Origin of the sequence: Ralstonia sp. 25C, assembly GCF_051904805.1 — a bacterium.
Classification (GTDB): Bacteria; Pseudomonadota; Gammaproteobacteria; order Burkholderiales; family Burkholderiaceae; genus Ralstonia.
Window position 1 is genome coordinate 773,218 of record NZ_CP196738.1, and the last position, 23,998, is coordinate 797,215.

Annotated in this window: 25 protein-coding genes; 16 read left to right on the top strand and 9 right to left on the bottom strand. The window is 66.2% G+C overall.

Going from position 1 to position 23,998, the window contains the following annotated elements:
- Positions 1–7: 7 nt before the first annotated feature.
- Positions 8–979, bottom strand: a complete 972-nt coding sequence (locus ACS7SF_RS21935; RefSeq protein ID WP_439894231.1) for an AAA family ATPase — start codon at positions 977–979, stop codon at positions 8–10.
- A gap of 92 nt (positions 980–1,071) precedes the next feature.
- Positions 1,072–1,731: a TetR/AcrR family transcriptional regulator gene (locus ACS7SF_RS21940; protein ID WP_439894232.1), complete on the bottom strand. Its 660-nt coding sequence runs from the start codon at positions 1,729–1,731 to the stop codon at positions 1,072–1,074.
- A 171-nt stretch (positions 1,732–1,902) separates the two neighbouring features.
- Between ACS7SF_RS21940 and ACS7SF_RS21945 the strand changes: the two genes are divergently transcribed.
- Positions 1,903–3,201 (top strand): MFS transporter, encoded by a 1,299-nt coding sequence (locus ACS7SF_RS21945; RefSeq protein WP_439894233.1) that lies wholly within the window; start codon positions 1,903–1,905, stop codon positions 3,199–3,201.
- On the opposite strand, the gene modA is transcribed toward ACS7SF_RS21945, so the two are convergent.
- Positions 3,202–3,975, bottom strand: coding sequence for a molybdate ABC transporter substrate-binding protein (gene modA / locus ACS7SF_RS21950; protein WP_439894234.1), 774 nt, complete (start codon positions 3,973–3,975; stop codon positions 3,202–3,204).
- 377 nt (positions 3,976–4,352) lie between these two features.
- Here modA and ACS7SF_RS21955 point away from each other — a divergent pair, with 377 nt between their 5' ends.
- From ACS7SF_RS21955 to ACS7SF_RS21970, 4 genes are all read left to right on the top strand, one after another.
- Positions 4,353–5,081, top strand: coding sequence for a hypothetical protein (locus ACS7SF_RS21955; protein WP_439894235.1), 729 nt, complete (start codon positions 4,353–4,355; stop codon positions 5,079–5,081).
- On the top strand, positions 5,082–5,597 hold the full coding sequence (locus tag ACS7SF_RS21960) for a GTP-binding protein (RefSeq protein WP_439894236.1): 516 nt from the start codon (positions 5,082–5,084) through the stop codon (positions 5,595–5,597).
- Positions 5,594–6,022 (top strand): roadblock/LC7 domain-containing protein, encoded by a 429-nt coding sequence (locus tag ACS7SF_RS21965; protein WP_439894237.1) that lies wholly within the window; start codon positions 5,594–5,596, stop codon positions 6,020–6,022. Before ACS7SF_RS21960 ends, ACS7SF_RS21965 begins: the two co-directional genes overlap by 4 nt.
- A gap of 65 nt (positions 6,023–6,087) precedes the next feature.
- Positions 6,088–6,447, top strand: coding sequence for a hypothetical protein (locus tag ACS7SF_RS21970; RefSeq protein WP_439894238.1), 360 nt, complete (start codon positions 6,088–6,090; stop codon positions 6,445–6,447).
- A gap of 38 nt (positions 6,448–6,485) precedes the next feature.
- Here the strand turns inward: ACS7SF_RS21970 and ACS7SF_RS21975 are convergent, their stop codons facing one another.
- From ACS7SF_RS21975 to ACS7SF_RS21985, 3 genes are all read right to left on the bottom strand, one after another.
- Positions 6,486–7,361, bottom strand: a complete 876-nt coding sequence (locus ACS7SF_RS21975; RefSeq protein WP_439894239.1) for a LysR family transcriptional regulator — start codon at positions 7,359–7,361, stop codon at positions 6,486–6,488.
- 64 nt (positions 7,362–7,425) lie between these two features.
- The gene (locus ACS7SF_RS21980) at positions 7,426–7,860 is read right to left on the bottom strand and encodes a VOC family protein (protein WP_439894240.1); all 435 of its coding nucleotides are present in this window, start codon (positions 7,858–7,860) and stop codon (positions 7,426–7,428) included.
- Between the two features lie 243 nt (positions 7,861–8,103).
- Complete coding sequence (locus ACS7SF_RS21985; RefSeq protein WP_439894241.1) at positions 8,104–8,682, bottom strand: GNAT family N-acetyltransferase; 579 nt, start codon at positions 8,680–8,682, stop codon at positions 8,104–8,106.
- A 133-nt stretch (positions 8,683–8,815) separates the two neighbouring features.
- Here ACS7SF_RS21985 and ACS7SF_RS21990 point away from each other — a divergent pair, with 133 nt between their 5' ends.
- The 10 genes from ACS7SF_RS21990 to ACS7SF_RS22035 all read left to right on the top strand — a co-directional run bounded on the left by ACS7SF_RS21990 (position 8,816) and on the right by ACS7SF_RS22035 (position 20,925).
- A complete protein-coding gene (locus ACS7SF_RS21990; protein ID WP_439894242.1) occupies positions 8,816–9,382 on the top strand; it encodes a winged helix-turn-helix transcriptional regulator in 567 nt (188 codons plus the stop codon).
- Between the two features lie 170 nt (positions 9,383–9,552).
- Positions 9,553–10,380 carry a GntR family transcriptional regulator gene (locus tag ACS7SF_RS21995; protein ID WP_439894243.1) on the top strand — a complete coding sequence of 276 codons (828 nt, stop codon included), beginning with the start codon at positions 9,553–9,555 and terminating at the stop codon, positions 10,378–10,380.
- Positions 10,381–10,479: 99 nt separating this feature from the next.
- Positions 10,480–11,688 carry an MFS transporter gene (locus tag ACS7SF_RS22000; protein WP_439894244.1) on the top strand — a complete coding sequence of 403 codons (1,209 nt, stop codon included), beginning with the start codon at positions 10,480–10,482 and terminating at the stop codon, positions 11,686–11,688.
- A 159-nt stretch (positions 11,689–11,847) separates the two neighbouring features.
- Positions 11,848–13,164: an MFS family transporter gene (locus ACS7SF_RS22005; protein ID WP_439894245.1), complete on the top strand. Its 1,317-nt coding sequence runs from the start codon at positions 11,848–11,850 to the stop codon at positions 13,162–13,164.
- 299 nt (positions 13,165–13,463) lie between these two features.
- Positions 13,464–14,513: a ligase-associated DNA damage response exonuclease gene (locus ACS7SF_RS22010; RefSeq protein WP_439894246.1), complete on the top strand. Its 1,050-nt coding sequence runs from the start codon at positions 13,464–13,466 to the stop codon at positions 14,511–14,513.
- On the top strand, positions 14,510–16,156 hold the full coding sequence (locus ACS7SF_RS22015) for an ATP-dependent DNA ligase (RefSeq protein WP_439894247.1): 1,647 nt from the start codon (positions 14,510–14,512) through the stop codon (positions 16,154–16,156). The genes ACS7SF_RS22010 and ACS7SF_RS22015 overlap by 4 nt, the downstream gene beginning before the upstream one ends.
- Positions 16,153–18,780 carry a ligase-associated DNA damage response DEXH box helicase gene (locus tag ACS7SF_RS22020; RefSeq protein WP_439894248.1) on the top strand — a complete coding sequence of 876 codons (2,628 nt, stop codon included), beginning with the start codon at positions 16,153–16,155 and terminating at the stop codon, positions 18,778–18,780. Before ACS7SF_RS22015 ends, ACS7SF_RS22020 begins: the two co-directional genes overlap by 4 nt.
- Positions 18,777–19,430, top strand: a complete 654-nt coding sequence (gene pdeM / locus ACS7SF_RS22025) for a ligase-associated DNA damage response endonuclease PdeM (RefSeq protein WP_439894249.1) — start codon at positions 18,777–18,779, stop codon at positions 19,428–19,430. Before ACS7SF_RS22020 ends, pdeM begins: the two co-directional genes overlap by 4 nt.
- Before the next feature lie 151 nt (positions 19,431–19,581).
- Positions 19,582–20,241 (top strand): carbonic anhydrase, encoded by a 660-nt coding sequence (locus ACS7SF_RS22030; protein WP_439894452.1) that lies wholly within the window; start codon positions 19,582–19,584, stop codon positions 20,239–20,241.
- Between the two features lie 147 nt (positions 20,242–20,388).
- Positions 20,389–20,925, top strand: coding sequence for a chalcone isomerase family protein (locus ACS7SF_RS22035; protein ID WP_439894250.1), 537 nt, complete (start codon positions 20,389–20,391; stop codon positions 20,923–20,925).
- 11 nt (positions 20,926–20,936) lie between these two features.
- Here the strand turns inward: ACS7SF_RS22035 and ACS7SF_RS22040 are convergent, their stop codons facing one another.
- Complete coding sequence (locus ACS7SF_RS22040) at positions 20,937–21,569, bottom strand: lipocalin family protein (protein ID WP_439894251.1); 633 nt, start codon at positions 21,567–21,569, stop codon at positions 20,937–20,939.
- On the opposite strand from ACS7SF_RS22040, the gene ACS7SF_RS22045 reads away from it, so the two are divergent.
- Complete coding sequence (locus ACS7SF_RS22045) at positions 21,558–22,088, top strand: DUF2878 domain-containing protein (protein WP_439894252.1); 531 nt, start codon at positions 21,558–21,560, stop codon at positions 22,086–22,088. The genes ACS7SF_RS22040 and ACS7SF_RS22045 overlap by 12 nt on opposite strands.
- A gap of 5 nt (positions 22,089–22,093) precedes the next feature.
- On the opposite strand, the gene ACS7SF_RS22050 is transcribed toward ACS7SF_RS22045, so the two are convergent.
- Both ACS7SF_RS22050 and ACS7SF_RS22055 read right to left on the bottom strand, forming a co-directional pair.
- Entirely contained in the window at positions 22,094–23,194 is a 1,101-nt protein-coding gene (locus ACS7SF_RS22050) for an SAM-dependent methyltransferase (protein ID WP_439894253.1), read from the bottom strand.
- A gap of 25 nt (positions 23,195–23,219) precedes the next feature.
- A complete protein-coding gene (locus ACS7SF_RS22055; protein WP_439894254.1) occupies positions 23,220–23,996 on the bottom strand; it encodes a DUF1295 domain-containing protein in 777 nt (258 codons plus the stop codon).
- Positions 23,997–23,998: the final 2 nt, after the last annotated feature.

Below are 23,998 nucleotides of genomic sequence, written 5' to 3' on the forward strand. Positions count from 1 at the left end.
GCGGCGCTTAAGGAATGGCGACCGTATCGAGCAGCCGCTGCGCCAGCGCCGTGGCCGACAGCGTGCCCCCGGTCGGCAGCAACCGGTGCGCGGCCACGGCCTTGAACACGGCTTGCACGTCTTCGGGCAGCACGGCGTCGCGACCGTCAATTAGCGCCCAGGCGCGTGCAGCGGCCAACAGCGCAAGACCAGCGCGTGGTGACAGGCCCATCTGCACCTGCGCATCGGTGCGCGTGGCATTCACCAGCGCGAGCACGTAGTCCACCAGCGCGGGCGCGATATGCACGGCATCTGCGGCCGTTTGCAGCGCAACGACCTGCGCAGCAGTCAGCACAACGTCGATATCTTGCGGCGCACCGCCACCGAGGTACAGCGCACGCTCGGAGCTTTGATCGGGGTAGCCGAGCGACAAGCGCATCGTGAAGCGATCCAACTGCGACTCCGGCAGCGGATGCGTGCCGATCTGGTTCAGCGGGTTCTGCGTCGCAATCACGAAGAACGGCTCGGGCAGCGGATAGGTCGCACCGTCATGCGTGACCTGCCCTTCGGCCATCGCTTCGAGCAACGCGCTCTGCGCCTTGGGCGTAGCGCGGTTGATCTCGTCGGCCAGCACTACCTGCGCGAACAGTGGCCCGGGGTGGAATTCGAATGCGCCCTTCTCCTTCACGTAGATCGACACGCCGATCAGGTCGGTTGGCAGCAAATCGCTCGTGAACTGCACACGCTGGTATTGCAGCCCGAGCGTGCGGGCCAGCGCGTGCGCGAGCGTGGTTTTGCCCACGCCCGGTAGATCCTCGAGCAGCAGATGCCCGCGCGCGAGCAGGCACGCCAACGCCAGACGGATCTGCAACGGCTTGCCGAGCACGATGCGATCGAGTGCACGCTGCGCCTGCGACAGCGCCGCCGGCAACGACAGTGGCTGCACCGGCGCAGTTTGCGTGGTGCGGATGGGGGACAGCGGGGCTTGGTTGGGCGTCATTGAGGTGCAGCCGAAGCAACAATGCCAGCGAGTGTAGCGGCATCGCCCAGCGCTCGCGCGCCCATGTTTTTTAGCGTGAACGCGCTACAACATCAGCCCGGTTTGCGCGCGGGGATAGCCGCATCGAGCAACACGCGTGCCGTGCGCGGCAGGCTCTTGATCAGGCGCGGTGCGTCGGTGCCGAAGGTCTGGCTAGCGGTATAGGCGCCTTCGATCAGGAAAGCCAGATCGTCGGCCAGCGCGTCGGGGTCGGTGGCGCCCGCGGCTTCGGCGCGGTCACGCAGTCGCGCGAGTAGCAGTGCCTTGTTGCGCTGGACGAACTGCCGCGCCGCATGCGTCAGGTCCGGAAACTCCGCCGCCACATTCACGAAGGGGCAGCCCCGATAGCCCGGGCGCGATGCCCGTTCCGACACATCAATGAAGAACTGCAGCAGTTGCGCGCGCGCGTCATCCGGGTGCTTGGCCATGCTGCCGTTGAAGTAGCCCCAGAAGCTCTCGTCGCTGCGCTCCAGATAGGCGAGGACGAGGTCGTCCTTCGACTTGAACTGCCGGTACAGGCTCATCTTGTTGACGCCAGCCTTCTCCACCACGGCCTCGACACCCACGGCCCGCACGCCTTCGTAGTAAAACAGTTGACGAGCCGCTTCGAGCAGGCTGGCGTGGGCATCCTCCCCGCTGATGCGGCGCGGGGTCGGCTTGGGTTGATCAACGGCGGAAAGCGCGCGGGGTCCGCGACGGGTGGCGTTAGCCATGGTGGTGCTCCTGCAGGCGCGGCGGAAGGCAAACCCCCAGCCACACCGGTGTCATTCGAATGCAGCTTGACATGTTACCGACCGGTACCTACTATCGCAACCACGTTGTTACCGGTCGGTAACGAATGCGATATTGTTGCTCCAACAAGAATCGAAGGAATCGGACACCCCATGCAGCGACTTGCCCGCCTCATCGCCCCACGTTTTCACTACAGCTGGCTCGCGCTGGCGGTGGTGTTCCTAATCCTGCTGTGCGCGGCCGGCACGCGCGCCACGCCCAGCGTGATGATGCTGCCGCTCGAACATGAATTCGGCTGGAGCCGCAGCACGATCTCGCTGGCCATCTCGATCGGCATTGCGCTGTACGGGCTGACGGGGCCGTTTGCCGCCGCATCGATGCAGTATTTCGGCATTCGCCCGACGGTGCTGGGTGCGCTCGCGGTGCTGGTGTCGGGCACGGCACTCTCGGCGCTGATGCACGAGCCCTGGCAGATGGTGCTGCTGTGGGGCGTGATGGTGGGCGGCGGTACGGGCGTGGCGGCCATTACGCTGGGCGCGACGGTGGTCAACCGCTGGTTCACCTCGCACCGTGGGCTGGCGATGGGCATCCTGACGGCCAGTTCGGCCACGGGGCAGCTCGTGTTCCTGCCAATGATGGCGGCGGTGGTCGAGCACTACGGCTGGCGCCCGGTGGTGCTGATCGTGGCCGGCGCGCTCACGCTGCTGTTGCCGATCGTGTGGCTGCTGCTGCCGGAATCGCCCAAGAGCGTCGGTCTGCGCACCTACGGTGAACCCGCCGATGCACCGGAAGCCGCACAAGGCCCGCGCGCCAACCCGATCACCCTGGCCATGCAGACGCTCATGCAAGCCATGCGCAAGCGTGATTTCTGGCTGCTGTTTGCGAGCTTCTTCATCTGCGGCGCGAGCACCAACGGCTACATCGGCACGCACTTCATCGCCATGTGTGCAGACCACGGGTTCTCTGAAGTGAAGGGTGCAAGCCTGCTGGCGGCGATGGGGATCTTCGACCTGGTAGGGACCACGCTGTCGGGCTGGCTCTCCGACCGCTACAACAGCCGCGTGCTGCTGTTCTGGTACTACGGCCTGCGCGGGCTGTCGCTGATCTATCTGCCGTATGCGTTCGGCTTCGAGTTCTTCGGCCTGCCGGTGTTTGCGGTCTTCTACGGGCTGGACTGGATTGCCACCGTGCCGCCCACCGTGCGCCTGACCAACGATGTATTCGGCAAGGCAGCCGCGCCCATCGTGTTCGGCTGGATCGTCGCGGGGCACCAGCTGGGCGCAGCGTTTGCCACGCTGGGTGCGGGCATGATGCGCGCGTCGCTGGGTAACTACACGCTGGCCTCGATGATCTCAGGCGGGCTGTGCATCGCGGGGGCCTTCCTGGTGCTGCGCATTCACCGCACGCCCAAGCGCGATGCAGAAGGCGCCAGCCAGCCCGCTACCGCGTAATCAAGGTTTCAGGAAGCCATACTTGGCCAGCACCGCCTGGCCAGCCGGCGACAGCACATACGCCACGAAGTCGGCCGCCTGTTGCGGTTGCTTCGTGCCCGATGTCACCGCAATCGGGTAGGTCAGCGGCACATTCAGCGGCACGGGGCTTGCCACCTTCACCTTGTCGGCGGCGATGGCGGCATCGGTAGAAAACACCAGGCCGGCTTCCACCTCGCCGCGCGATACATAGTCCAACGCCTGACGCACGTTCTGCGCCAGCACGGCCTTGGCTTCGACCGGCTGCCACAGCCCAGCCCCTTCCAGCGCGCGCTTGGCATAGCGGCCCACCGGCACTGACGCCGGGTTGCCGATCGCCACGCGCTTCACCTCAGGCTTGGTCAGATCACTCAGCACATGCACCGGTACAGCGCCGGTGGTCGGCACGATCAGCACGAGCTGGTTGGCGACAAAGTCCTTGCGCGTCTCGGTCTTGATGACCTTCTCGGCCACAGCCTTGTTCATCGCTTCCTGGTCGGCAGAGGCAAACACATCCGCCGGGGCACCTTTCACGATCTGCTGCATCAGCACGTCGGACGCGCCGAAGTTGAGCACGACCTTGGTGTCCGGATGCAGTGCTTCGTATTGCTGCCCGATCGCTTTAAATGCGTTGGTCAGGCTCGCAGCGGCCGACACAACCAGGTCGGCAGCATGTGCCGGGGCCGCAAACCCGAGCGACAGCGCGGCGACCAGCCCAACAGCGCGCACCTGTGTGCGAAGTGAGAAACGTTGCATGCGAGACCCGGCTACGTGGATGAATGACCGCCCGTAATATACGAGTCGATATAACGCATGGTCAACGACGCCCCGCATATAGCCGGCATCACGCGCGCCAGAGCCCTAGGCGCCTTGCCGCCTCACCAGGCACGTCAGCAATTCGCAAGAAATTCAAGATTCCTCAGGCTTGCGCAAAGGCATCGATGACGATGCTAGCCTCACGCTCACCGATGGACCGGCGTCAAAACAGCACCGGAACCGAGGCATCAAAAACAAGCAGGCACTGCACCAGTGGCGTGATCAAGCCCCGGCATGCATGCCGCACTCCACGGAGAAGTACCGCGCGCCAGCGCCGCGGCCTCCTGTGGTTGGGAATCTGATTTGGGGGAACAGGCATGGAGCCTCTGGCGCCAGGCCGCGCGCGCGTGGATCACCGCCGTGGCCGTATCTCGTTGCAGCAGCTTGACGACGATTCGCAGCGTCGGCTGCGCGCAGGACTCAGCGCGATTGTGGGTCGCGCCCTCTATCAATGGGACGAAGTCCTGCCCCATCAAGCCGATGTGGTGGTGCTGACGGCAACGTCGGCCCATGTTGCCGCGCCTGCTGGCGCGCCCATCAAGATTTGGCTCGATGACACGCCCCAAGCGGGCCACGACGACGACGCATTCCACTTGCCGCGTGGGTTCACCTTGCACGATCTCTGGGCCACGCTCGATCGCGTCGCGCTGCGGCTGATGGACAACGCTGTGCGGCCCGGCACCGTGCCCGTCGAACCCGTGCCCGCGCACGCAACGGCCGCCAGCCCTGAACCCACCTACCGCCTGCTGCGCTGGGTCACGCTCGAGGTGCATCTGCAGGCGCTGCGCTTCCGCCGCGCAATGGCCGCCATGACCAGCCGCGCAGTCAGCCTGCGCTGGTTGACGACCGACGGCGGGCTCGAACACGAAGAGGCTCGCCTGCTGCTACGCACGTTGAACCAGCTCGGCGCCCTGCAGATCAACGTGCACCGCAACACCACACTGGCGAGCACACCCGACCATGCGCGCGTCTCGCACAGCCGCTTCTTCGACCTGGTCGGACGCTGGCTGCGCAGCTCTCGCCATCAGTTGCAGGCGCGCCCCTAAATGCACCGCATTGGCATCTTCGGCCCGATGGGCATCGGCAAGACGACGGCCATTCGCACCCTGTGCGGTGACGTGACCATCGATTGCGACGTGCCCAATCTCGACCGACACACTTCCACCAAAGCCACGACAACGGTGGGCGTCGACTTTGGCGAGGTCGACCTGGGCAACGGTGAACTGCTGCAGATCTACGGCAGCCCAGGGCAGGAGCGTTTCGACTTCCTGCGTGACTGGCTCATCTCCGTCATTGCCGGTGCGATCGTCATGGTGGATGTCAACACCCCCGACGCGGGCGAGCGCTGCATTCCGCTACTGCAACGCATCGCGGCGGAACCAGCGCAGCCGTCCGCGCTGGTGCTCGTGGCGCGGCCGTCTACACCCGCCCGGGTCGACGCGTTCTCGGCCCAGCTGAGCCAGGCGCTGGGGCGCGCGCTTCCGGTCGTCATGGCCGATGTTCGCGAGCGCGCACAGATGCTCGATATCGTCGAAATCATGCTCTACACCCTGCAAACATGAACGCTGCAGCATCGCCCGTTCCGGCCGAACTCGCGCAAGCCGCGACGGCCGTACTCCAGCGGTACGCGCATGCGCTACCTGACCTGTCTGCCGCGACGCTCTGCACGCTCGACGGCTTCACCATCGCCTCGGCGCTCGACCCGGCGCGCTATAGCGCGGCCCGGCTTTCGGCCATGACCAGTACGGTCATGTCGGTGGTCCGTGCGCTGGGGCGCGAAGTGCGTTTCAACACCTGCCATCGGCTGGTGCTCGAAACCGACATGGGGACCATGGTGTTCCAGCCGGTTCGCCAGTCCGCGATCGTGCAGGTGTGCATGGCGAAGGGGCACGACGCCGTGCTCGGCCGTGCCCTGTGGGAGGCCAAGCGCATCGCCGAAGAGTTGGCCTCGCTGCCCGCCCTGTCGCTCCTGCATCAGCCCGCCTAGTCGTACGCACCTGTTTTTCACAGCCACAACCACAAACCTACTCAAACCATCCGGGGAGTCGCACCATGAGCAATCTCAATAGTTCCATGACCCACCTTGCTACGTTCGATGGCGCCATGTGCGCCATGCTGGTGGATAGCGCGAGCGGCATGATCCTCGCCTCGGCCGGGGACGGCATCGATCTGGAGCTCGCCGCAGCGGGCAATACCGAGGTGGTGCGCGCCAAGCTCAAGACCATGCAAGCGCTCAAGCTCGATGACGTGATCGACGACATCTTGATTACGCTGAGCAAGCAGTACCACATCATCCGCCCCGTCGCGAGCAAGCCGGGGCTGTTCCTCTACGTGGTGCTCGACAAGGCCAAATCGAACCTGGCGCTGGCACGCCGCAAAGTCCAGGAGATCGAGCAAGCGCTGAGCTTCTGAGCGCCTAATCGCCTGCGTGCTCCAGCGGGCACGCACCGTCAGGCGTACGCCCGTGCGGCCTCGTCAATGCAATCGGCCAGGCGCCCAGCAATGGGCTGACGGCTATGGCGCGGGCGTTCGATCAGGCCGATCTCGCGCGTGAAGGTCTCGTCGCCCAATGGGATGGCGCGAACGCCGGGCGGCCATGCCGCTTGCGCGGCCGTCTGCGGCGCGAGAGCAACGCCCTGCCCGCGCGCCACGAGTTGCGTCATGCCCTGCAGCTCATCGAGTTCGATCACGTCGTGCGTGGTGATGTGCTGGTCGCGCAGGAACTGGTCAACACGGCGCCCACCGAATGAACGGCGGTCGTAACGGATGAATGGCTGGTGCGCGAGCAAGGCGCGCCAGTCGTCGCCTGGCACGTTGTCGGGCACGAGCAGCACGAAAGGCTCGGCCACCAGCGTGCGCCACTCCAGATCGGCCGGCACGGCAAACGGCGGGCGGATCAGCACAGCCAGGTCGATCTCCCCGGCGTCCACCAGGCCGAGCAGATCGAGCGACACGCCCGGAACGATACGCGCGCGGCAATGCGGGAATTCGCTGCGGAACTGCACCAGCGCATCCACCAGAAACGACGTCTGCACCGAGGCGATCGCGCCGATGCGCACCAGGCCACGCTGCTCGTTGCCGCCAGCCTGATCACCCAGCCGGTCGTACAGCGTGACGATGTGTTCGGCCAGCGCCAGCGTATCGCGCCCGGCAGCGTTGAGCATGGCCGACCGGCCCGTGCGATCGAACAATTGAAAGCCCAGCGATTCTTCCAAGCGCTGGATCTGTGCGCTCACGGCGGATTGCGTGAGGCCAATGCGCTCGCCCGCGGCCGCGAAAGTGCCGTGCCGGGCAACGGCGATGAAAGTCTTGAGTTCTCGGAGCATACCGGCGCGGATCAAAGCGCATCAAAGCGAAAGCGCAAGGATACGCGCCGCACCGTCTACCACCTTACTTGGCAAACAGCGACGCCATGTTGGCAAACGCCTTGATCTCCAGGGCGTTGCCCGACGGGTCCAGGAAGAACATCGTCGCCTGCTCGCCCACCTCGCCCTTGAAGCGGATGTACGGCTCGATGATGAATTCGATACCGGCAGCGCGCAGCTTGGCCGCGGCCGCTTCCCACTCGGGCATGGACAGCACCACGCCAAAGTGGCGCACCGGCACGTCGTGGTCATCAACGGCGCTGGTCTTGCGGTGGCCGACTTCTTCCGGCGCAAGGTGCGCGACGATCTGGTGGCCGTAGAAGTTGAAGTCGACCCAATCCGGCGAACTGCGCCCTTCAGGGCAGCCAAGGATGTCGCCATAGAAAGCGCGCGCCGCAGCAATGTCATGCACGGGGAAGGCAAGGTGGAATGGGGCAAGCACTGGCGTGATGTCGCTCATGGTGTGGGGCGGTGGTCGATCAAAGCGTTGTAGTCAGGCGGCACCGGCACGCGGTGGGGGGCACCTACGCACCGGGCCACGCGGACGAGTCTATGCGCGTCTATTCATCCACAAAAGCGATGTTTTTTTGCGCTGAGCACCACGAATTTCGATGAGTCAGGCAAAAAAGAAGCCGCACAGCGGCGGCGAAAGAGACACACGGTAGGCGCGCCGGCGTGGGTGCAGACGCGCGAAGAGGAAACGTCAGGCGAAAGCGAACGGCGATATGGCCGCCTCGGCCTGCGCCAGCGGCAGGCGCACGGTGCAGACAGTGGCATCGCCCGGCACATTGGCCACGCGGAATCCCGCATCGCGCGCCAGGGCGATCATGCGGCGGTTAATGGAGAGCACTTCGCCGAAGACTTCACGCGCGCCCGACACACGCGCCGCGCGCACCAGCGTGGCGAACAGGCGCCGGCCGACGCCCTTACCCTGCCACGCATCGGCCACCAGCATGGCAAATTCGGCCACACCGTCTTCCACGACGAAGCGGCCATCGGCGATCAGGTCTTCACCACTACCGTCGGGGCGCGCGACGCTTACGACGAGCGCCATGTGGTTCACGTAATCGATTTGCGTGTAGGCGGCGAGCATTTCATCGGAGAGCCGCCCACCGCCCACAAGGAAGCGTGCATAGCGTGACTCAGACGACAGCCCCTCCACCAAGGCGGCCTCAAGCGGGGCGTCTTGCGGCAGAATCGGGCGCACGGTGGCAATGGAGCCGTCGTGCATGGTCCAGCGGTCGATCCATTCGGCGGGATAACGGTGGATGGTGTACAGCATGGGGGTTCTCCTCACGCGATGGATCGCTTGTTCTGACCGCCAGGACGGGATCGCCGCCTGACTTTTCAATTTGAACCCAGATTAGCAGAAACCCTGGCTTTTGCAAATAAAGTTAGTGGCCTATGCTTTTGACATGAAGACGACTGAATCCCTCTCCACCGCATCGTCCACGCCATCGGCTTCCGAATTGGTGACGTCGATGGACGAGCCGTGCTCGATTGCCGCGGCGGTATCGATCGTCGGCGAGAAATGGACGCTGCTCGTGCTGCGCGAGGCATTTTCGGGCGTCACGCGCTTCGATGAGTTCCTGCGCCGCACGGGATGCTCGACGGCGATCCTGTCGTCGCGGCTCAAGGCGCTGGTGACGTACGGCATCCTGCGTCGCGTGCCATACCAAGAGCCGGGCGACCGCGTGCGCGATGCCTATCGGCTGACCCGCGCGGGCGTCGATCTACTGCCCGCTGTCGTGGCGCTGATGCAATGGGGTGACCGCTACCTCACTCCCGACGGCGAGGGCCCGATCCTATTGCGCGACCGCGAAAGCGGCACGCCGATCCACGTGGCGCTGGTCAACGCGTTGGGCGAACCGGTGGCGCCCAAGAACTCCATGCGCGAGCCAAACCCACGTTATGGCCAGGGCAATCAACGGCCCGCAGACGGCACCGAAACGCCCGTCAATACACCTCTGACCAACGGGTAAGTCACGGCTTTACACATTTAACAAAACACCCTATCGTCGCAAATGCATGGGCGAACGCTGGCTTGCGGCCGCCTGTCAATGCACCCCGCGCTTGGCCGCCCCCTTCTGGCGACCGCCCTTTCAGGTTTTCTGACTTCAAGCTCGCTCCGCCCGCCGGACCCACGACCGCCATGCCCGATGCCGTGGTACCGCTTTACCACCAGATCTACGTCGTCCTGCGCCAGCAGATCCTCGAAGGCAAATTCGGCGACGGCCCCATGCCGGGCGAGATCGAGCTTGCCCGCCAGTTCGGTGCGTCGCGCGTCACGATGCGGCGGGTGTTCGACTACCTGGTCAAGGAAGGCTTGGTGCGCCGCCATCGCGGCATGGGTACCTTCGTCGTCAAACCTGATGACCCGGTGACGCTGGGCGGCGGTGGGCAGACGCTGCTGCAGAACATCATCGATGTGGGCGAGCGCACCTCTGCCGTGGTCGTCGAGTTTGAAGACGTGCAGGCGCCGCCCGACGAGGCCAAGTGCCTGGAAGTGCCACCCGGCACGCCGATCAAGAAACTCGTGCGCGTGCGGCACCTGGAAGACACGCCCATGGCGCTCATCACCACGTGGCTGCCGCTGGATGTGACCAGCAAGCTCACGCTGGAACGGCTGGCCAATCAGTCGCTACTGCGGCTGATCGAGGCCTCGGGCGTGCGGATCGATCGTGCATCGCAGGTAGTGTCGGCACGCCTGGCGGATGTGGCCACGGCGCAATATCTGGATGTGTCCGTGGGCGCACCCCTGCTGTCGGTGCAACGCATCGTGCGCGAGATGAGTGGCCGCCCCGTCCAACTGCTGCAGGGCCTGTACCGGCCCGATCGCTACGAATACCGCATGGAGCTGTCACGCGTGGGCGAAGACCGCGCCCGCCTGTGGATCGACAACGCCGGCCACGACGTGCAAGGCGGCCACAGCGAAGACGTGGAAGAAGTGCCCACCACCTCCGTCGGCAAACGCGCCTGACACCACCGCTGGCAAGGTTATTGGCCGTCTGCAAGCGCCGAGGAAAGTTGCTAGCATCGCCGCTTCGTTGCGATGCAACAATCCTCCCAAGAGGTTCCCATGTCGGCCTCGCCTGCTTCGTCCCCCGCCACACCCGCGTCCCCCACGCACGACACCCAAGGGCTGATCCGCCTGCTCACGGCGGGTGCCGGCATCAGCGTGGCGTGTATCTATCTGAATCATCCGTTGCTCGGCCTGATCAGCCGTGACCTGAACATCGCGCCGCACGCGCTGGGCGTGTTGCCGACGCTCACGGCGGCGGGCTACGCCAGCGGCATCTTTTTCTTCGGCCCGCTGGGGGATCGCTACGACCGCCGCCTCGTCATTCTGTGGAAAGCGGTGCTGCTGACGCTGGCGCTGATCGGTAGCTGCCTCGCACCGAACCTGCCGCTGCTGGCGGCTGCAGGCTTTGCGATCGGGCTGTCGGCCACCATCGCGCAGGATTTCGTGCCCAGCGCTGCCGCCATCAGCACGGACGCCAACCGCAATCGCAACATCGGCACGGTGATGACGGGGCTGCTGATCGGCATCGTCAGCTCGCGCGTGTTCAGCGGCATCGTGGCGGACCACTTCGGCTGGCGTGCGGCGTTTGGTGTGTCAGCCGTGGCGATTGTCGGGCTGGCGATTGCCGTGCGCGCGTCGCACTTTGGCGTGGCGCCCGCCACGCGGCAACCGTATCTCACGCTGCTGCGCTCGCTGGGTACGCTCTTCATGCAGCATCCGCGGCTGCGCGCGTCTGCCATTACCCAGGCATTCATCGGCATTGCGTTCTCGGGCTTCTGGTCGACGGTGGCCCTGCATCTGACAAGCTCGCTCGGCTTGTCAACGGGGCAAGCCGGCCTGCTGGGCCTCGCCGGCGCGGCAGGTGCGCTTGGCGCGAGCATTGCGGGCCGCCTCTCCGGGCGTGTCGCGCCCGGCCACATCGCCGCTGGCGGCGCCTTGCTGATGGCCGTGACGTTTGCCGCGATGGCGCTGGCGCCGCAATCGCTCGTCGCCATCGTGATCGGCACGCTCGTGTTTGATGTGGGCGTGCAGGCCGCGCTGGTGTCGCACCAGACCATCATCTATGCCCTGGCGCCCGAAGCACGCAGCCGCATCAACGCGGTGTTCATGACGTCGCTGTTCATCGGCATGTCGGTGGGCGCGTATGGCGCGAGCCTGGCGTGGAATGCAGGCCGGTGGTCGGGGCTGATGGCGTTCTGTGCGGCCGCGTCGTTGGTGGCGCTGGCGCTGCGGACGGTATTCAACGCGCGGCAAGGCGCACGCTAGCGCAATCACCACGACCAGGACAGCGAGCGTACCCGTTTCTGCGTGCCCAGACACGCACGCATCGGGGCAATTCCGGGGCGCGACATTCGAGGACATGTCGCTACAATCCAAAGGATCAGCCTAGGCTGCTTCACAAGAACATCCACCCCGAGACGCTCCATGGACACCACTGCCGCTTCACACGCAGATTCGCACGTAGTCGACCCGCACGACACACGCCGCCGCATCTTTGCCATCGTCGGCGCGTCGTCGGGCAACCTTGTCGAATGGTTCGACTTCTACGTCTACGCGTTCTGCTCGCTGTACTTCGCGTCGGCGTTCTTCCCCAGCGGCAACCCGACGGTGCAGCTCATGAACACCGCCGGCGTGTTTGCCGCAGGCTTTCTGATGCGGCCGATTGGCGGCTGGCTGTTCGGGCGCATTGCGGACAAGCGCGGCCGCCGCACGGCCATGATGATCTCGGTGCTGATGATGTGCGGCGGCTCGCTGCTCATCGCCGTGGTGCCGACCTACGCGCAGATCGGCGCGGCGGCGCCGTTCCTGCTGCTGGTGGCACGTCTGTTCCAGGGCCTGTCGGTGGGCGGGGAATACGGCACCAGCGCCACCTACATGAGCGAGGTCGCACTCAAGGGCAGGCGCGGCTTCTTCGCCTCCTTCCAATACGTCACCCTCATCGGCGGCCAGTTGTGTGCGCTGCTGGTGCTGGTGATCCTCCAGCAATTGCTGACCACGGCGGAACTCAAAGCCTGGGGCTGGCGCATCCCGTTCGTGGTGGGCGCGCTGACGGCTGTGATTGCGCTGTACCTGCGCCGCGCGCTGCCGGAAACGCAAACCACCGCATCGGCCAAGGCCGAGCACGCGGGCACGATCCGCGGCGCGTGGCAGCACAAGGGCGCCTTCCTGCGCGTGATCGGCTTTACCGCAGGCGGCTCGCTGATCTTCTACACGTTCACCACGTACATGCAGAAGTACCTCGTCAACACGGCGCACATGGAGACCAAGACCGCCTCCAACGTGATGACGGCCGCGCTGTTCGTCTACATGCTGCTGCAGCCGGCGTTTGGTGCGCTGTCCGACCGCATCGGCCGGCGCAATTCGATGCTGCTGTTCGGCGCGACCACGGTGCTGGGTACGGTGCCGCTCATGCACGCGCTGGCCACCGTGTCGAGCCCGGTGGCGGCGTTTGGCCTCATCATCGTGGCGCTGGCTTGCGTGAGCTTCTACACCTCCATCAGCGGCCTGATCAAAGCCGAGATGTTCCCGCCGGAAGTGCGCGCCATGGGCGTGGGCCTGTCGTATGCGATTGCCAATGCGGTGTTTGGCGGCTCGGCCGAGTACGTGGCGCTGTGGTTCAAGAACGCGGGTACCGAATCGACGTTCTACTGGTACGTGACCGCGCTGTGTGCCCTGTCCTTCATCGTGAGCTTCTTCATGCCCGATCCGAGCAAGGAAGGGTATCTGCGCCACGAGCCGTAATCCCACGCCCAGGATCGCCAGCCGATGCGCGTGCGTCGGCTGGGCGGAAGCCACGCGCGAAACGCGCAACACGTGGCAATCCCCCGCCACCCCTCCCAGACCCTGACAGTCCCGCGCCACTGAATCGGCTTTGCATCCGAAAAACATGGCTGCGCTGGCCCCTCGCGCCGACATTCGCCGGTAACGTAGAACGTCTTCGCTGCGCAGGCACAACATCTGCTTTTTGAAGGACGCCTGTCACCGCAGCGCGCCTGGCCCGCAATGGGCCTGGTCCAACCGGTTTCCGGAGTCTTTCAGGCATGCGCCTCTCGGACTTGATCATTTCGACGCCCGACGGTCTGTACTGTCCGCCGGGCGATTTCTACGTGGACCCATGGCGGCCGGTCAACCGTGCCGTCATCACGCACGCCCATAGCGACCATGCTCGACCCGGGCATCAGCACTACCTTGCGGCGGCGGCCGGCGCCGGGGTGCTGCGCGCACGGCTGGGCGACATCTCGCTGCAAACGCTGCCGTACGGCGAGCCCGTCGTCCACCACGGGGTGCGGGTGAGTTTCCATCCGGCCGGGCATGTCCTCGGGTCCGCGCAGGTGCGCCTCGAGTACGGCGGCGACGTCTGGGTGGTCTCCGGCGACTACAAAGTCGAGCCCGATGGCACCTGCGCCCCGTTCGAGCCGGTGCGCTGCCACACCTTCATCACCGAATCGACCTTCGGCCTGCCGATCTACCGCTGGCGACCGCAGGCGGAGATCTTCGCGCAGCTCAACGCCTGGTGGCGCGACAACGCCGAAGCGGGCCGTAGCAGCGTGGTCTTTTGTTATGCGTTCGGCAAGGCGCAACGCATCCTGGCCGGGCTGGATACCAGCATCGGCCCCGTGGTGTCGCACGGAGCGATGCTGCCGCTGGATGCCGCGTATCGCGACGCCGGTGTCGCGCTGCCGCTAACGCAGTTGGCGACCGATGTCTCCAAGCCAGACCTGCGTCGCGCGCTGGTGCTGGCGCCGCCCTCTGCGCAGCGCACACCGTGGATGCGCCGCTTTGGCGACTATGCCGACGCCTTCGCCAGCGGGTGGATGCAGCTTCGCGGTGCGCGGCGGCGACGCGGCGTGGACCGCGGCATCGTGCTCTCCGACCATGCCGATTGGCCGGGCCTGCTGCAGGCCATCGATGCCACGGGCGCCACGCGCATCTATGTCACGCACGGGCAGGTGGCGCCGGTGGTGCGCTGGCTCTGCGAGCGCGGCTTGGATGCGCGCGCCTTCGCCACCGAATACGGGGACGACCGGGACGAGCCCAGCGCAGCCGAAGCCAGCGACACCTCGGCCGCACCCGAACCCTCGGCACCATGAAAGCCTTTGCTGACCTGTATGCGCAACTCGACGCCACCACGTCGAGCAACGCCAAGCTCGGCGCGTTGGTGGCCTATCTGCGCAACGCACCGGATGCCGACGCAGCCTGGGCGGTCTACTTTCTGGCGGGCGGCAAGCCCCGGCAGCTTGTGCCGGTGCGGGTGCTTGCGAGCTTCGCGCAAGGTGAATCCGGCTTGCCCGAATGGCTGTTCGACGAGTGCTACCAAGCCGTGGGCGACCTGGCCGAGACCATCGCGCTGGTCCTGCCCGACGCCGATCATGCCGACAACGCCAGCCTGGCCGAATGGATGGAGACCCGTCTGCTGCCGCTGCGGGGTCAGCCGCCCGAGGTGGTGCTGCCGCAGTTGGCCACGCTGTGCCGTGGCCTGCCGCTGCATGCGCGCCTCGTGCTGATGAAGCTCATCACGGGCGCGTTTCGCGTGGGGGTGTCCAGGCTGCTCGTCACACGTGCGCTGGCCGAGGTAGGTAGCACCGACCCGAAGCATGTGGCACAGCGCCTGATGGGGTACACCGACATCGCCCAGGCGCCGACCGCGCAACGCTACCGCGCGCTGCTGGCCGATGCGGGCGTCGATGGCCCTGCGCTCCAGACCGGGCATCCGTACCCGTTCTTTCTCGCTCACCCCTTGCAAGCGGATGTGCAGGCATTCGATGCCATGCTCGGGCCACCGGTCGATTGGCAAATCGAATGGAAATGGGACGGCATCCGCGCCCAGCTCGTGCGCCGGGGCGATGGTGTCTGGCTGTGGTCGCGCGGTGAAGAGCTGATTACCGACCGCTTTCCCGAACTGTCGGCCATGGCGCAGACGCTGCCCGCCGGCACTGTGCTGGACGGCGAGATCGTGGTCTGGCGCGAGGGCCACGTGCAGCCGTTTGCGCTGCTGCAGCAACGCATTGGCCGCAAGACGCTGAATGCCCGCGTGCTGCGCGACGCCCCCGCCGTGCTGCTCGCCTATGACCTGCTGGAATGGCAAGGCCACGACTGGCGTGAGCGGCCGCAAAGCGAGCGGCGCGCGCAACTGGAGCGCGTGGTTGCAGACCACGTGCACCCGGCGCTAGAGCTGTCCCCGCTGCTGGACGGCGAGGATTGGCACCACCTCGCACGCCAGCGCGAGGCCTCGCGCGAACTGGGCGTGGAAGGGCTGATGCTCAAGCGGCGCGACGCGCGCTACGGCGTCGGCCGCACGAAAGACGTGGGCGTGTGGTGGAAATGGAAGATCGATCCGTTCTCGGTGGATGCGGTGCTCATCTATGCGCAGCGTGGACACGGGCGCCGCGCCAGCCTTTACACCGATTACACCTTTGCCGTATGGGACGCGCCGCCCGACGCACCCGAGCGCAAGCTGGTGCCGTTTGCCAAGGCGTACTCCGGCCTGAGCGACGCCGAGATCCGGCAGGTCGACGCGGCCATCCGCAAGACCACGGTGGAGACCTTCGGCCCGGTGCGCAGCGTGGCCCCGACGATGGTGTTCGAGCTGGGCTTTGAAGGCATCGCCCGCAGCAGCCGGCACAAGAGCGGCATTGCGGTGCGCTTTCCGCGCATGCTGCGCTGGCGCCACGACAAGCCGGTCGCCGAAGCCGACACCCTGCAGACGCTGGAAAGCCTGCTACCCGCGCCATGAGCGACACCACACACCCCGATCTCGACGGCTGGTTTGCCGCGCGCGGCTGGACGCCGATGCCGTTCCAGCAAGCCGTGTGGGCCGCCATGGCGCGCGGTGAATCGGGCCTGCTGCATGCCACCACCGGCGCGGGAAAGACCTATGCCGTCTGGTTGGGCGCGCTGCAGCGGTTGGCACACGCACCCGTGCGCGGGCGCGGTGCACCGCCGTTGTCGGTGCTATGGCTCACGCCCATGCGGGCGCTGGCTGCCGACACCGTCCGCGCGCTCACGCAAGCCGCACAGGCGCTGGCGCCGCACTGGACGCTGGGCCTTCGCACCGGCGACACCGGCAGCGCCGAGCGGGCCGCCCAATCGCGCCGACTGCCCACCGCACTGGTGACCACGCCGGAAAGCCTGTCGCTCTTGCTCGCACGCGCCGATGCACGCGAAGCGCTGGGCTCGGTGCGCGTGGTGGTGGTGGATGAATGGCACGAACTGGTCGGCAACAAACGCGGCGTGCAGGTGCAGTTGGCGCTGGCACGACTGCGCACCTGGTCGCCGGCGCTGCTTGTGTGGGGGCTGTCGGCCACGCTGGGCAACCTGGCCGAGGCGATGGACGCACTGGGCGATGCCAGCGCAGCCGCGCGCGGCACGCTTGTGCAGGGTCATCTGCCAAAGCGCATGGAGATCGACACCCTGCTCCCCAACGGCGTGGGGCGGTTTCCGTGGGCAGGGCATCTGGGCATGGCGATGCTGCCGCACGTGCTGGAAGAACTGGAGACGGCGCGCACCACGCTGGTGTTTCTGAACACGCGCTCGCAGGCGGAGCTGTGGTATCAGGCCGTCATCAATGCGCGGCCGGAGTGGGCAGGGCTGATTGCGCTGCATCACGGCTCGCTCGACCGGGCCACGCGCGACTGGGTGGAGACCGGGCTCAAGGCAGGCGCGCTCAAAGGCGTGTTCTGCACGTCGAGTCTGGATCTGGGCGTGGACTTTCTGCCGGTCGAACGGGTGCTGCAGATCGGCTCGCCCAAGGGTGTGGCGCGCCTGCTGCAGCGGGCCGGGCGGTCGGGTCATGCACCGGGCCGGCCCTCGCGCGTCACGGTGGTGCCCACGCACAGCCTCGAACTCGTGGAAGGCGCGGCGGCAAGGACGGCCGCCATGTCGGGCCAGGTGGAAGCGCGCAGCTCGCCGAACAAGCCGCTGGATGTGCTCGTCCAGCATCTGGTGACGGTGGCGCTGGGCGGCGGCTTCATCCCCGATGCGCTATTGCACGAAGTGCGTCGCGCGTGGGCCTACCGAAACCTGCTCGACGACGAATGGCAATGGGCGCTCGACTTCGTCCGTCAGGGCGGCCAAACGCTCACTGCCTACCCCGACTACCACCGCGTCGCGCCTGATGAACAGGGCATCTGGCGCGTGCCCGACGCGCGGCTCGCCCGCCGCCACCGCATGAGCATCGGCACCATCGTCAGTGATGCCAGCATGACCGTGCGCTGGTGGCGTGCTGCCGGTGGCGCTGCGCTGGGTTCAATTGAAGAAGGCTTCATCGCCCGGCTGCGCCCCGGCGACAACTTCCTGTTTGCGGGCCGGCTGCTGGAACTGGTGCGCGTGCAGGACATGACCGCCTATGTGCGGCGCGCCAGCGGCAAGCGTGCTGCCGTGCCGCGCTGGAACGGCGGCCGCATGCCGCTCTCCACCGAACTGGCGCAGGCCGTGGTCGCACAGCTCGATGCCGCAGCCCAGGGCCGCTTTGACGGCCCCGAACTGCAGGCGGCCCGCCCGCTGCTCGAACTGCAGGCGCGCTGGTCGGCGCTGCCCACGGCCGCCACGCTGGTGGTCGAGACGCTGCACTCGCGCGAGGGCTGGCACGTGTTCCTGTATCCGTTTGCCGGACGGCACGCGCACCTCGGCCTGGCAAGCCTATTGGCCTGGCGGGCTGCACGGCAATCGCCGGCCACCTTCTCCCTCGCCTTCAACGACTACGGGCTCGAACTGCTGTCGGCCACGCCCGTCGATTGGCCCACCTTGCTCAGCGCGGGCGACCTGTTTGCCACCGACACGCTGATGGACGACGTGCTCGCCAGCCTCAATGCCGGTGAACTCGCCCAACGGCGCTTTCGCGAGATTGCGCGGGTGTCGGGGCTGGTGTTTCAGGGCTACCCCGGCGCGCACAAAAGCACGCGTCAACTGCAGGCATCGTCTGGCTTGTTCTATGAAGTCTTTCGCCGCCACGACCCAGGCAACCTCCTGCTGAGCCAGGCAGAAAACGAAGTGCTGCGCCAGGAACTGGACATCGACCGCATCGAAGCCGCACTCACCCGCATGCGCCGCCTGCGGCTGGAACTGCGCGCCCTGAAACGTCCCTCGCCGTTCGGATTTCCGTTGATGGTGGAACGCTTTCGCGAGCAGCTCTCCACCGAAAAACTGGCTGACCGCATCGCCCGCATGCTGGCCGACGCCGAACGGGCCGCCGGCCCCGAACCCACCGACCCCGACGCCGCCGGCCAGTCTGCCGCTGAAGCCGATGTGCAGGCCGCGCTGCGCATGGCGGATTCGCCCGATACCGTCGGCAAGGCCAGCAAGCCCAGCGGACGCACACGCCGACCGCGCAAGACCTCCAAGCCGCTGCCGCTGCTATGACCGCCCCTTGCCACCTTCCCATCGAATGCGCCGGCCACACCGTATGGCTCTTGCCCGAGCGCGCGCTATGGTGGCCCGCCCAGCGCATGCTGATGGTGGCCGACGCGCATTTCGGCAAGGCAGCCACCTTCCGCGCGCGCGGCGTGCCGGTGCCTGCGGGCAGCACCGCGCAGGCCTTGGCGCGGCTCGACGCCATGCTGGCGCGGCTGCCTGTGGCACACATTGTCTGGCTCGGTGACTTGCTCCACGCGCGCGAAGCCATCGCCGCCGCCGATGCCCTGGGCGCCTGGCGCGCCCGACACGCTGACGTCGTCTGCACGCTGGTGCGCGGCAATCACGACCGCCACGCCGGCGACCCGCCGTCGCATCTGCACTTCAACGTGGTGGAAGAACCCTGGAGGCAGGGCCCCTTCGCCCTATGCCACCAACCGAACACCGCAACAGAGGGCTATGAGATTGCCGGCCATGTGCATCCCGGCGTGGTCCTGAGCGGGCGTGGCAAAGACCGCGTCAGGCTGCCGTGCTTCCGGTTCGGACACACCCGTGCGCTGTTGCCTGCCTTTGGCGAGTTCACCGGCCTGTGGACCGCGCCGGCCGAACCGGGCGAACGGCTTTATGGCGTTGCAGAAGGCCGGGTCTGGCCACTGTGAACGCAATTCGGCGCCCCCTTGGTGCAAAAACCTGCCGGCAAGCCGGGCAATGCGCCATCACCCCGTGTCCGCCGCGATAATGGCGGCCGCGGCACAGCGACGCCTCACGCCATCGTCTCTGCGTCCGGCATTGAATCAGGAGGACATCACCATGCGCGACATCATCGACGGTTTTCTGCGCTTTCAACGCGACATCTATCCGCAACGGGTCGAGCTGTTCAAGCAACTCGCAACATCACAAAATCCCAAGGCGCTGTTCGTCACCTGCTCGGACAGCCGTGTCGTCCCGGAGCTGCTGACGCAGCGGGAACCCGGCGAGCTGTTCGTGATCCGCAACGCGGGCAACATCGTGCCGTCGTACGGCCCCGAGCCCGGCGGCGTGTCGGCCACGGTCGAATACGCGGTGGCCGTGCTGGGCGTGCAGGACATCGTGATCTGCGGCCACTCCGACTGCGGCGCGATGGGTGCCATCTCGCGCTGCACCTGTCTGGACCACCTGCCGGCCGTGGCCAACTGGCTGCGCCATTCCGATTCCGCAAAGGTGATCAACGCGGCGCATCAGTTCGACTCGCCCCGCGCCAAGCTCGACGGCCTGGTCCGCGAAAACGTGATCGCGCAACTGGCGAACCTGCGCACGCATCCGTCGGTGGCGCTGGCGCTTGAACAGGGACGGATGAATCTGCACGGCTGGGTGTATGACATCGAAACCGGCAGCATCGATGCGCTCGATGGGGCAACACGCCAGTTTGTCTCGCTGGCAGATTCGCCTACCACCGTGGCGGTCACATCGCGAAACTTGCGGCAGGTGTGACACCACTCCCTAACCGGCGCCGTTTGCGCCGGTTTTTTTTTTGCGCATCGTGCGTCGGATTTGCGTCAGAAAAACACCGGGGCGGCGTCTACTTGCACGGCGGCGCGTCAGTAGACTTTGGGAGTCAGCCGTCTACCGCTCGGCCCCATGCCTGCCAAACGCCTTCGTGCCGCGCAAGCCCTTGCGCTCATTGCGTGCTCCGCCATCAGCCATTCCACCTGGGCGGACTGCCGCGACACGCTGACAGCGGCGCAGCTTTCCGGCAAGGGCGCGTTGTGCCTCTTCGGGTTCTGTCTGTACGACGCGCAGTTGTGGAGCGCCAAAGTCCCGTTCAGCTACGACGCCCCCTTTGCGCTGGAAGTCACGTATCGACGCTCCGTGGAGCGCACGCGCCTGATCCAGACCGCCATTGAGGAAATACGTCGGCTACAGGCACCCCCGCCTTCCGATGCAACACTCGCGCAATGGGCACGCGCGATGGCGCCCGCCTTTCCCGACGTCAAATCCGGCGACACGCTGTGCGGCGTCTATCTGCCCGATCGTGGCGCACGCTTTTACGCCAATGGGCAACTGACAACCGAGGTGGATGACCCCGCCTTCGCACGCGCGTTCTTTGATATCTGGTTGGCACCCGGCACCCGGGCGCCGTCACTGCGTCGTCACCTGCTGGGCGAGCCACGTTGATGCACGCAGCGCTAGTTGCCGTCTCCCGGCGACTGGAAGCCCGGTTGCCCAAGCTGGCTGGGGAACTGCGGCACGCGCCGGAACCGCGAGGTGTCGTAGCCCATGGCTTCGAAACGCCCGAGGGCTGCGCGGTAGTCGGCGTCGCTCATATCGGGGTCGCGCGCGAACACCCAGCCGAGGCTTTTGTCCGGATAGCCGAGCAGGGTCACGCGGTAATCGGGGGCGACATACAGCGTGAGTTGCGAGACATAGATGGGCCAGAACAAGCGCACGCGCCACTCCCCGCCGCCGCTGCCCGCCACCACGGAATCCACAAACTGCATCCGCTTGAAGGGTGCATCGAAACGCTCGGGCCGGTAGACGTAGGCATCGTCGATACGACCGTCGGGCCGCAGCGCCCACTCAGCGTAGCTGCCGACATTGCCACGCTCACCAAAGTACGGAATGTTGGCGATCACATACCAGCGCCCCATGTAGCGCGGCAGGTCCACCGGCACCGTCTGCAGGGGCACTGCAGCCTTCGGGTTGGGATTCGGCGGCGGGCCGGAGCAGGCCGCTGTAGCGGCGACCACCCCGGCCACTGCCAGACACCGCAGCCAACGTGACAGCGCCAGCAAACTGTGCCCGCTTCCATGCGTTCTCATCGTGCCCTCCTGTATGCAGTGGCCGGACAAGCCGGCTGGTTGGTGTGCGTGCTGAGTGCGGCGCGCGATGTTGCCTGGGTGGGGATCGTCTGCGTCGCGGTGCTGTTGGCTTGCCATCTGTGGCAGGCTCGCCAGCCGTATCGGGAGTGGCGCCTCGTGTTGGCGGTCATCTCGGCTGCGGCGGTGTGGGAGACGCTGCTGATCCGCGCCGGACTGATCGCCTATCCGCATGGCGCCCTGTGGCCCGGGTTCGCGCCGCCGTGGCTGCTCGCGCTGTGGGTGTTGTTCGCGATCCAATTGAATGTCCTCTTCCGCTGGCTGCGCGGTCGGTGGGGGTTGGCGGTGATGCTGGGCGGGATGGCCGGCCCGCTCTCGTTTCGGGCGGGGGCGGCACTGGGAGCCGCCCACATGCCGGACCCGATGGTGACGATGGGCGTGCTGTGCATCGGTTGGGCGCTGTGGATGCCTCTGCTGGTGTGGACGAGCGCGCGCAGCGATGGGGTCAACACCGCGCCGTAAACCCGCTAGCGCTTGACGAACCGGTAATGCGCCACGCCCCACTCGTTGCCGTTGGCATAGCCAAACAACGTCGACACGGCCAGGTAGAACATGCGCCACCGCTGAAACCACACGGCGGCTTCGCGCGCGCCGTAGGTTTGCACGAACACCGGCATCAAGCGGCTGCGCGCAGCGTCAAGGTTGGCCAGCCAATGGTCGGCCGTGCGCGCGTAGTGCGTGCCGCTGACCCACCATTGCCGGGTCACCTGCAGATCGTCCTGGAAGTGCAGCAGCAGCGCTTCCGAAGGCATGGTCCCACCCGTGAAGAAGTACTTCGACATCCAATCGGTGCCGTCCTGCACCTGGAAGTGATACGCCAGCGTGCGGTGCGCGAAGATGTGGACGAACAACACTGCGTCGGGGCGCATCCACCGCGCAATCTTGGCGAGCAGCTCGCCGTAGTTCTTCATGTGCTCGAACATTTCGATCGACACGACGCGGTCGAAGCGTCCATGCTTGGGCATCTCTGCGAACTCGAAATCGACAATGTTTCCGGTATGCACGCTCAGGTTGGTCAGGCCACGCGCGGCGGCGCGAGCTTCGATCCAGCGACGCTGGCCCTGCGAATTGGACAACGCCACGATGCGTGCATGGGGATAGCGCTTGGCCATCCACAGCGAGAGCGAACCCCAGCCGCAGCCCAAGTCGAGAATGCATTGGCCATCCGCCAGGCCGGCCCGTTCGGCATAGCAGGCAAACATGGCCTCTTCGGCCTGAGCCAGTGTTTCCGTGCCGGTGGGATACAGCGCGCAGGAGTACTTCAGTTGGGGCCCGAGATGGGCCTCGAAGAATGCCGGCGGCAATTCATAGTGCTGGGTATTGGCGGCGTCCGTCTCGATCGCGATGGGGCTGGCGCGCAAATCATCGAGCAGCGCATTGAAGCGCCGAGAGCGCAGCTCACCGTTGTCGAGCCCCTCGTCTCGCAGGCGCTGGCGCATGAGGCTGCGCATGCCGGCACGGACGAGCCCATCCGGTAGCCACCCGCGCTCGCAGCATTGAATCAGCCAACCGTCGCGCGGCGCGACAGGCTCCGTGGCGGGCATCGTGGGCGTGGATAACGCAGTCATGTGGAGTCTCCTCAAACTGTGCAGATCAGTGGCGCGGCGGCCAGGGGATCAAGACGTTGGTGGTGCGCGCGTATTCGGCGTAGTCGTTGCGCGTGGCGCGCATGTGGTCTTCCAGCATGGGAATGCCGGACACCTTCACCAGCAGCCACGTCATCACCACCGGCGGCAGCAGCGTGAGCCAGGCCCACGGCGCACCCAGCGCGAGCGGTATATACGCCAGCCAATGCACGCATTCGAAGAAGTAGTTGGGATGCCGCGAATAGCGCCAGAGGCCGGTTCGGCAGGTCTTTCCATGGTTGACCGGGTCAGCGGCAAACTGGCGCAGTTGCCGATCCGCCAGTGCTTCGCCGCCTACCGACACCACCCACAGCGCAACGGCAACCGCGATTGCGGCACCACTTGGCGCATCGGGCCGGTGGCTCGGTACCGCAAATGCAATCGACAGCAGCATCGACACCGTCGCCTGCAACTGGAAGAAGCCGAACATGTTGCGCGATGCCGCTGCGCCCCATTCCTGGCGCAGTTTTCGGTAGCGCGCATCTTCCGGCTTGCCGGCATTGCGGCGCCACAGGTGCCAGCCGAGGCGGCATCCCCACACGGCCCCACCCACGCCCGCCAGCACGCGAGCGTAGACCGAACCGTTGCCCAACCACGCATAGATCACCGCCACCAGGCCAAGCGAAAACGCCCACATCGGGTTGACCATGCCGGCGTTTTCATTGGTCAACTGCCACGCCCATACGGCACTGAACACGGCGACCAACACCAACAACGCAATCAGAGCGACAGTCCATACCGGCATGG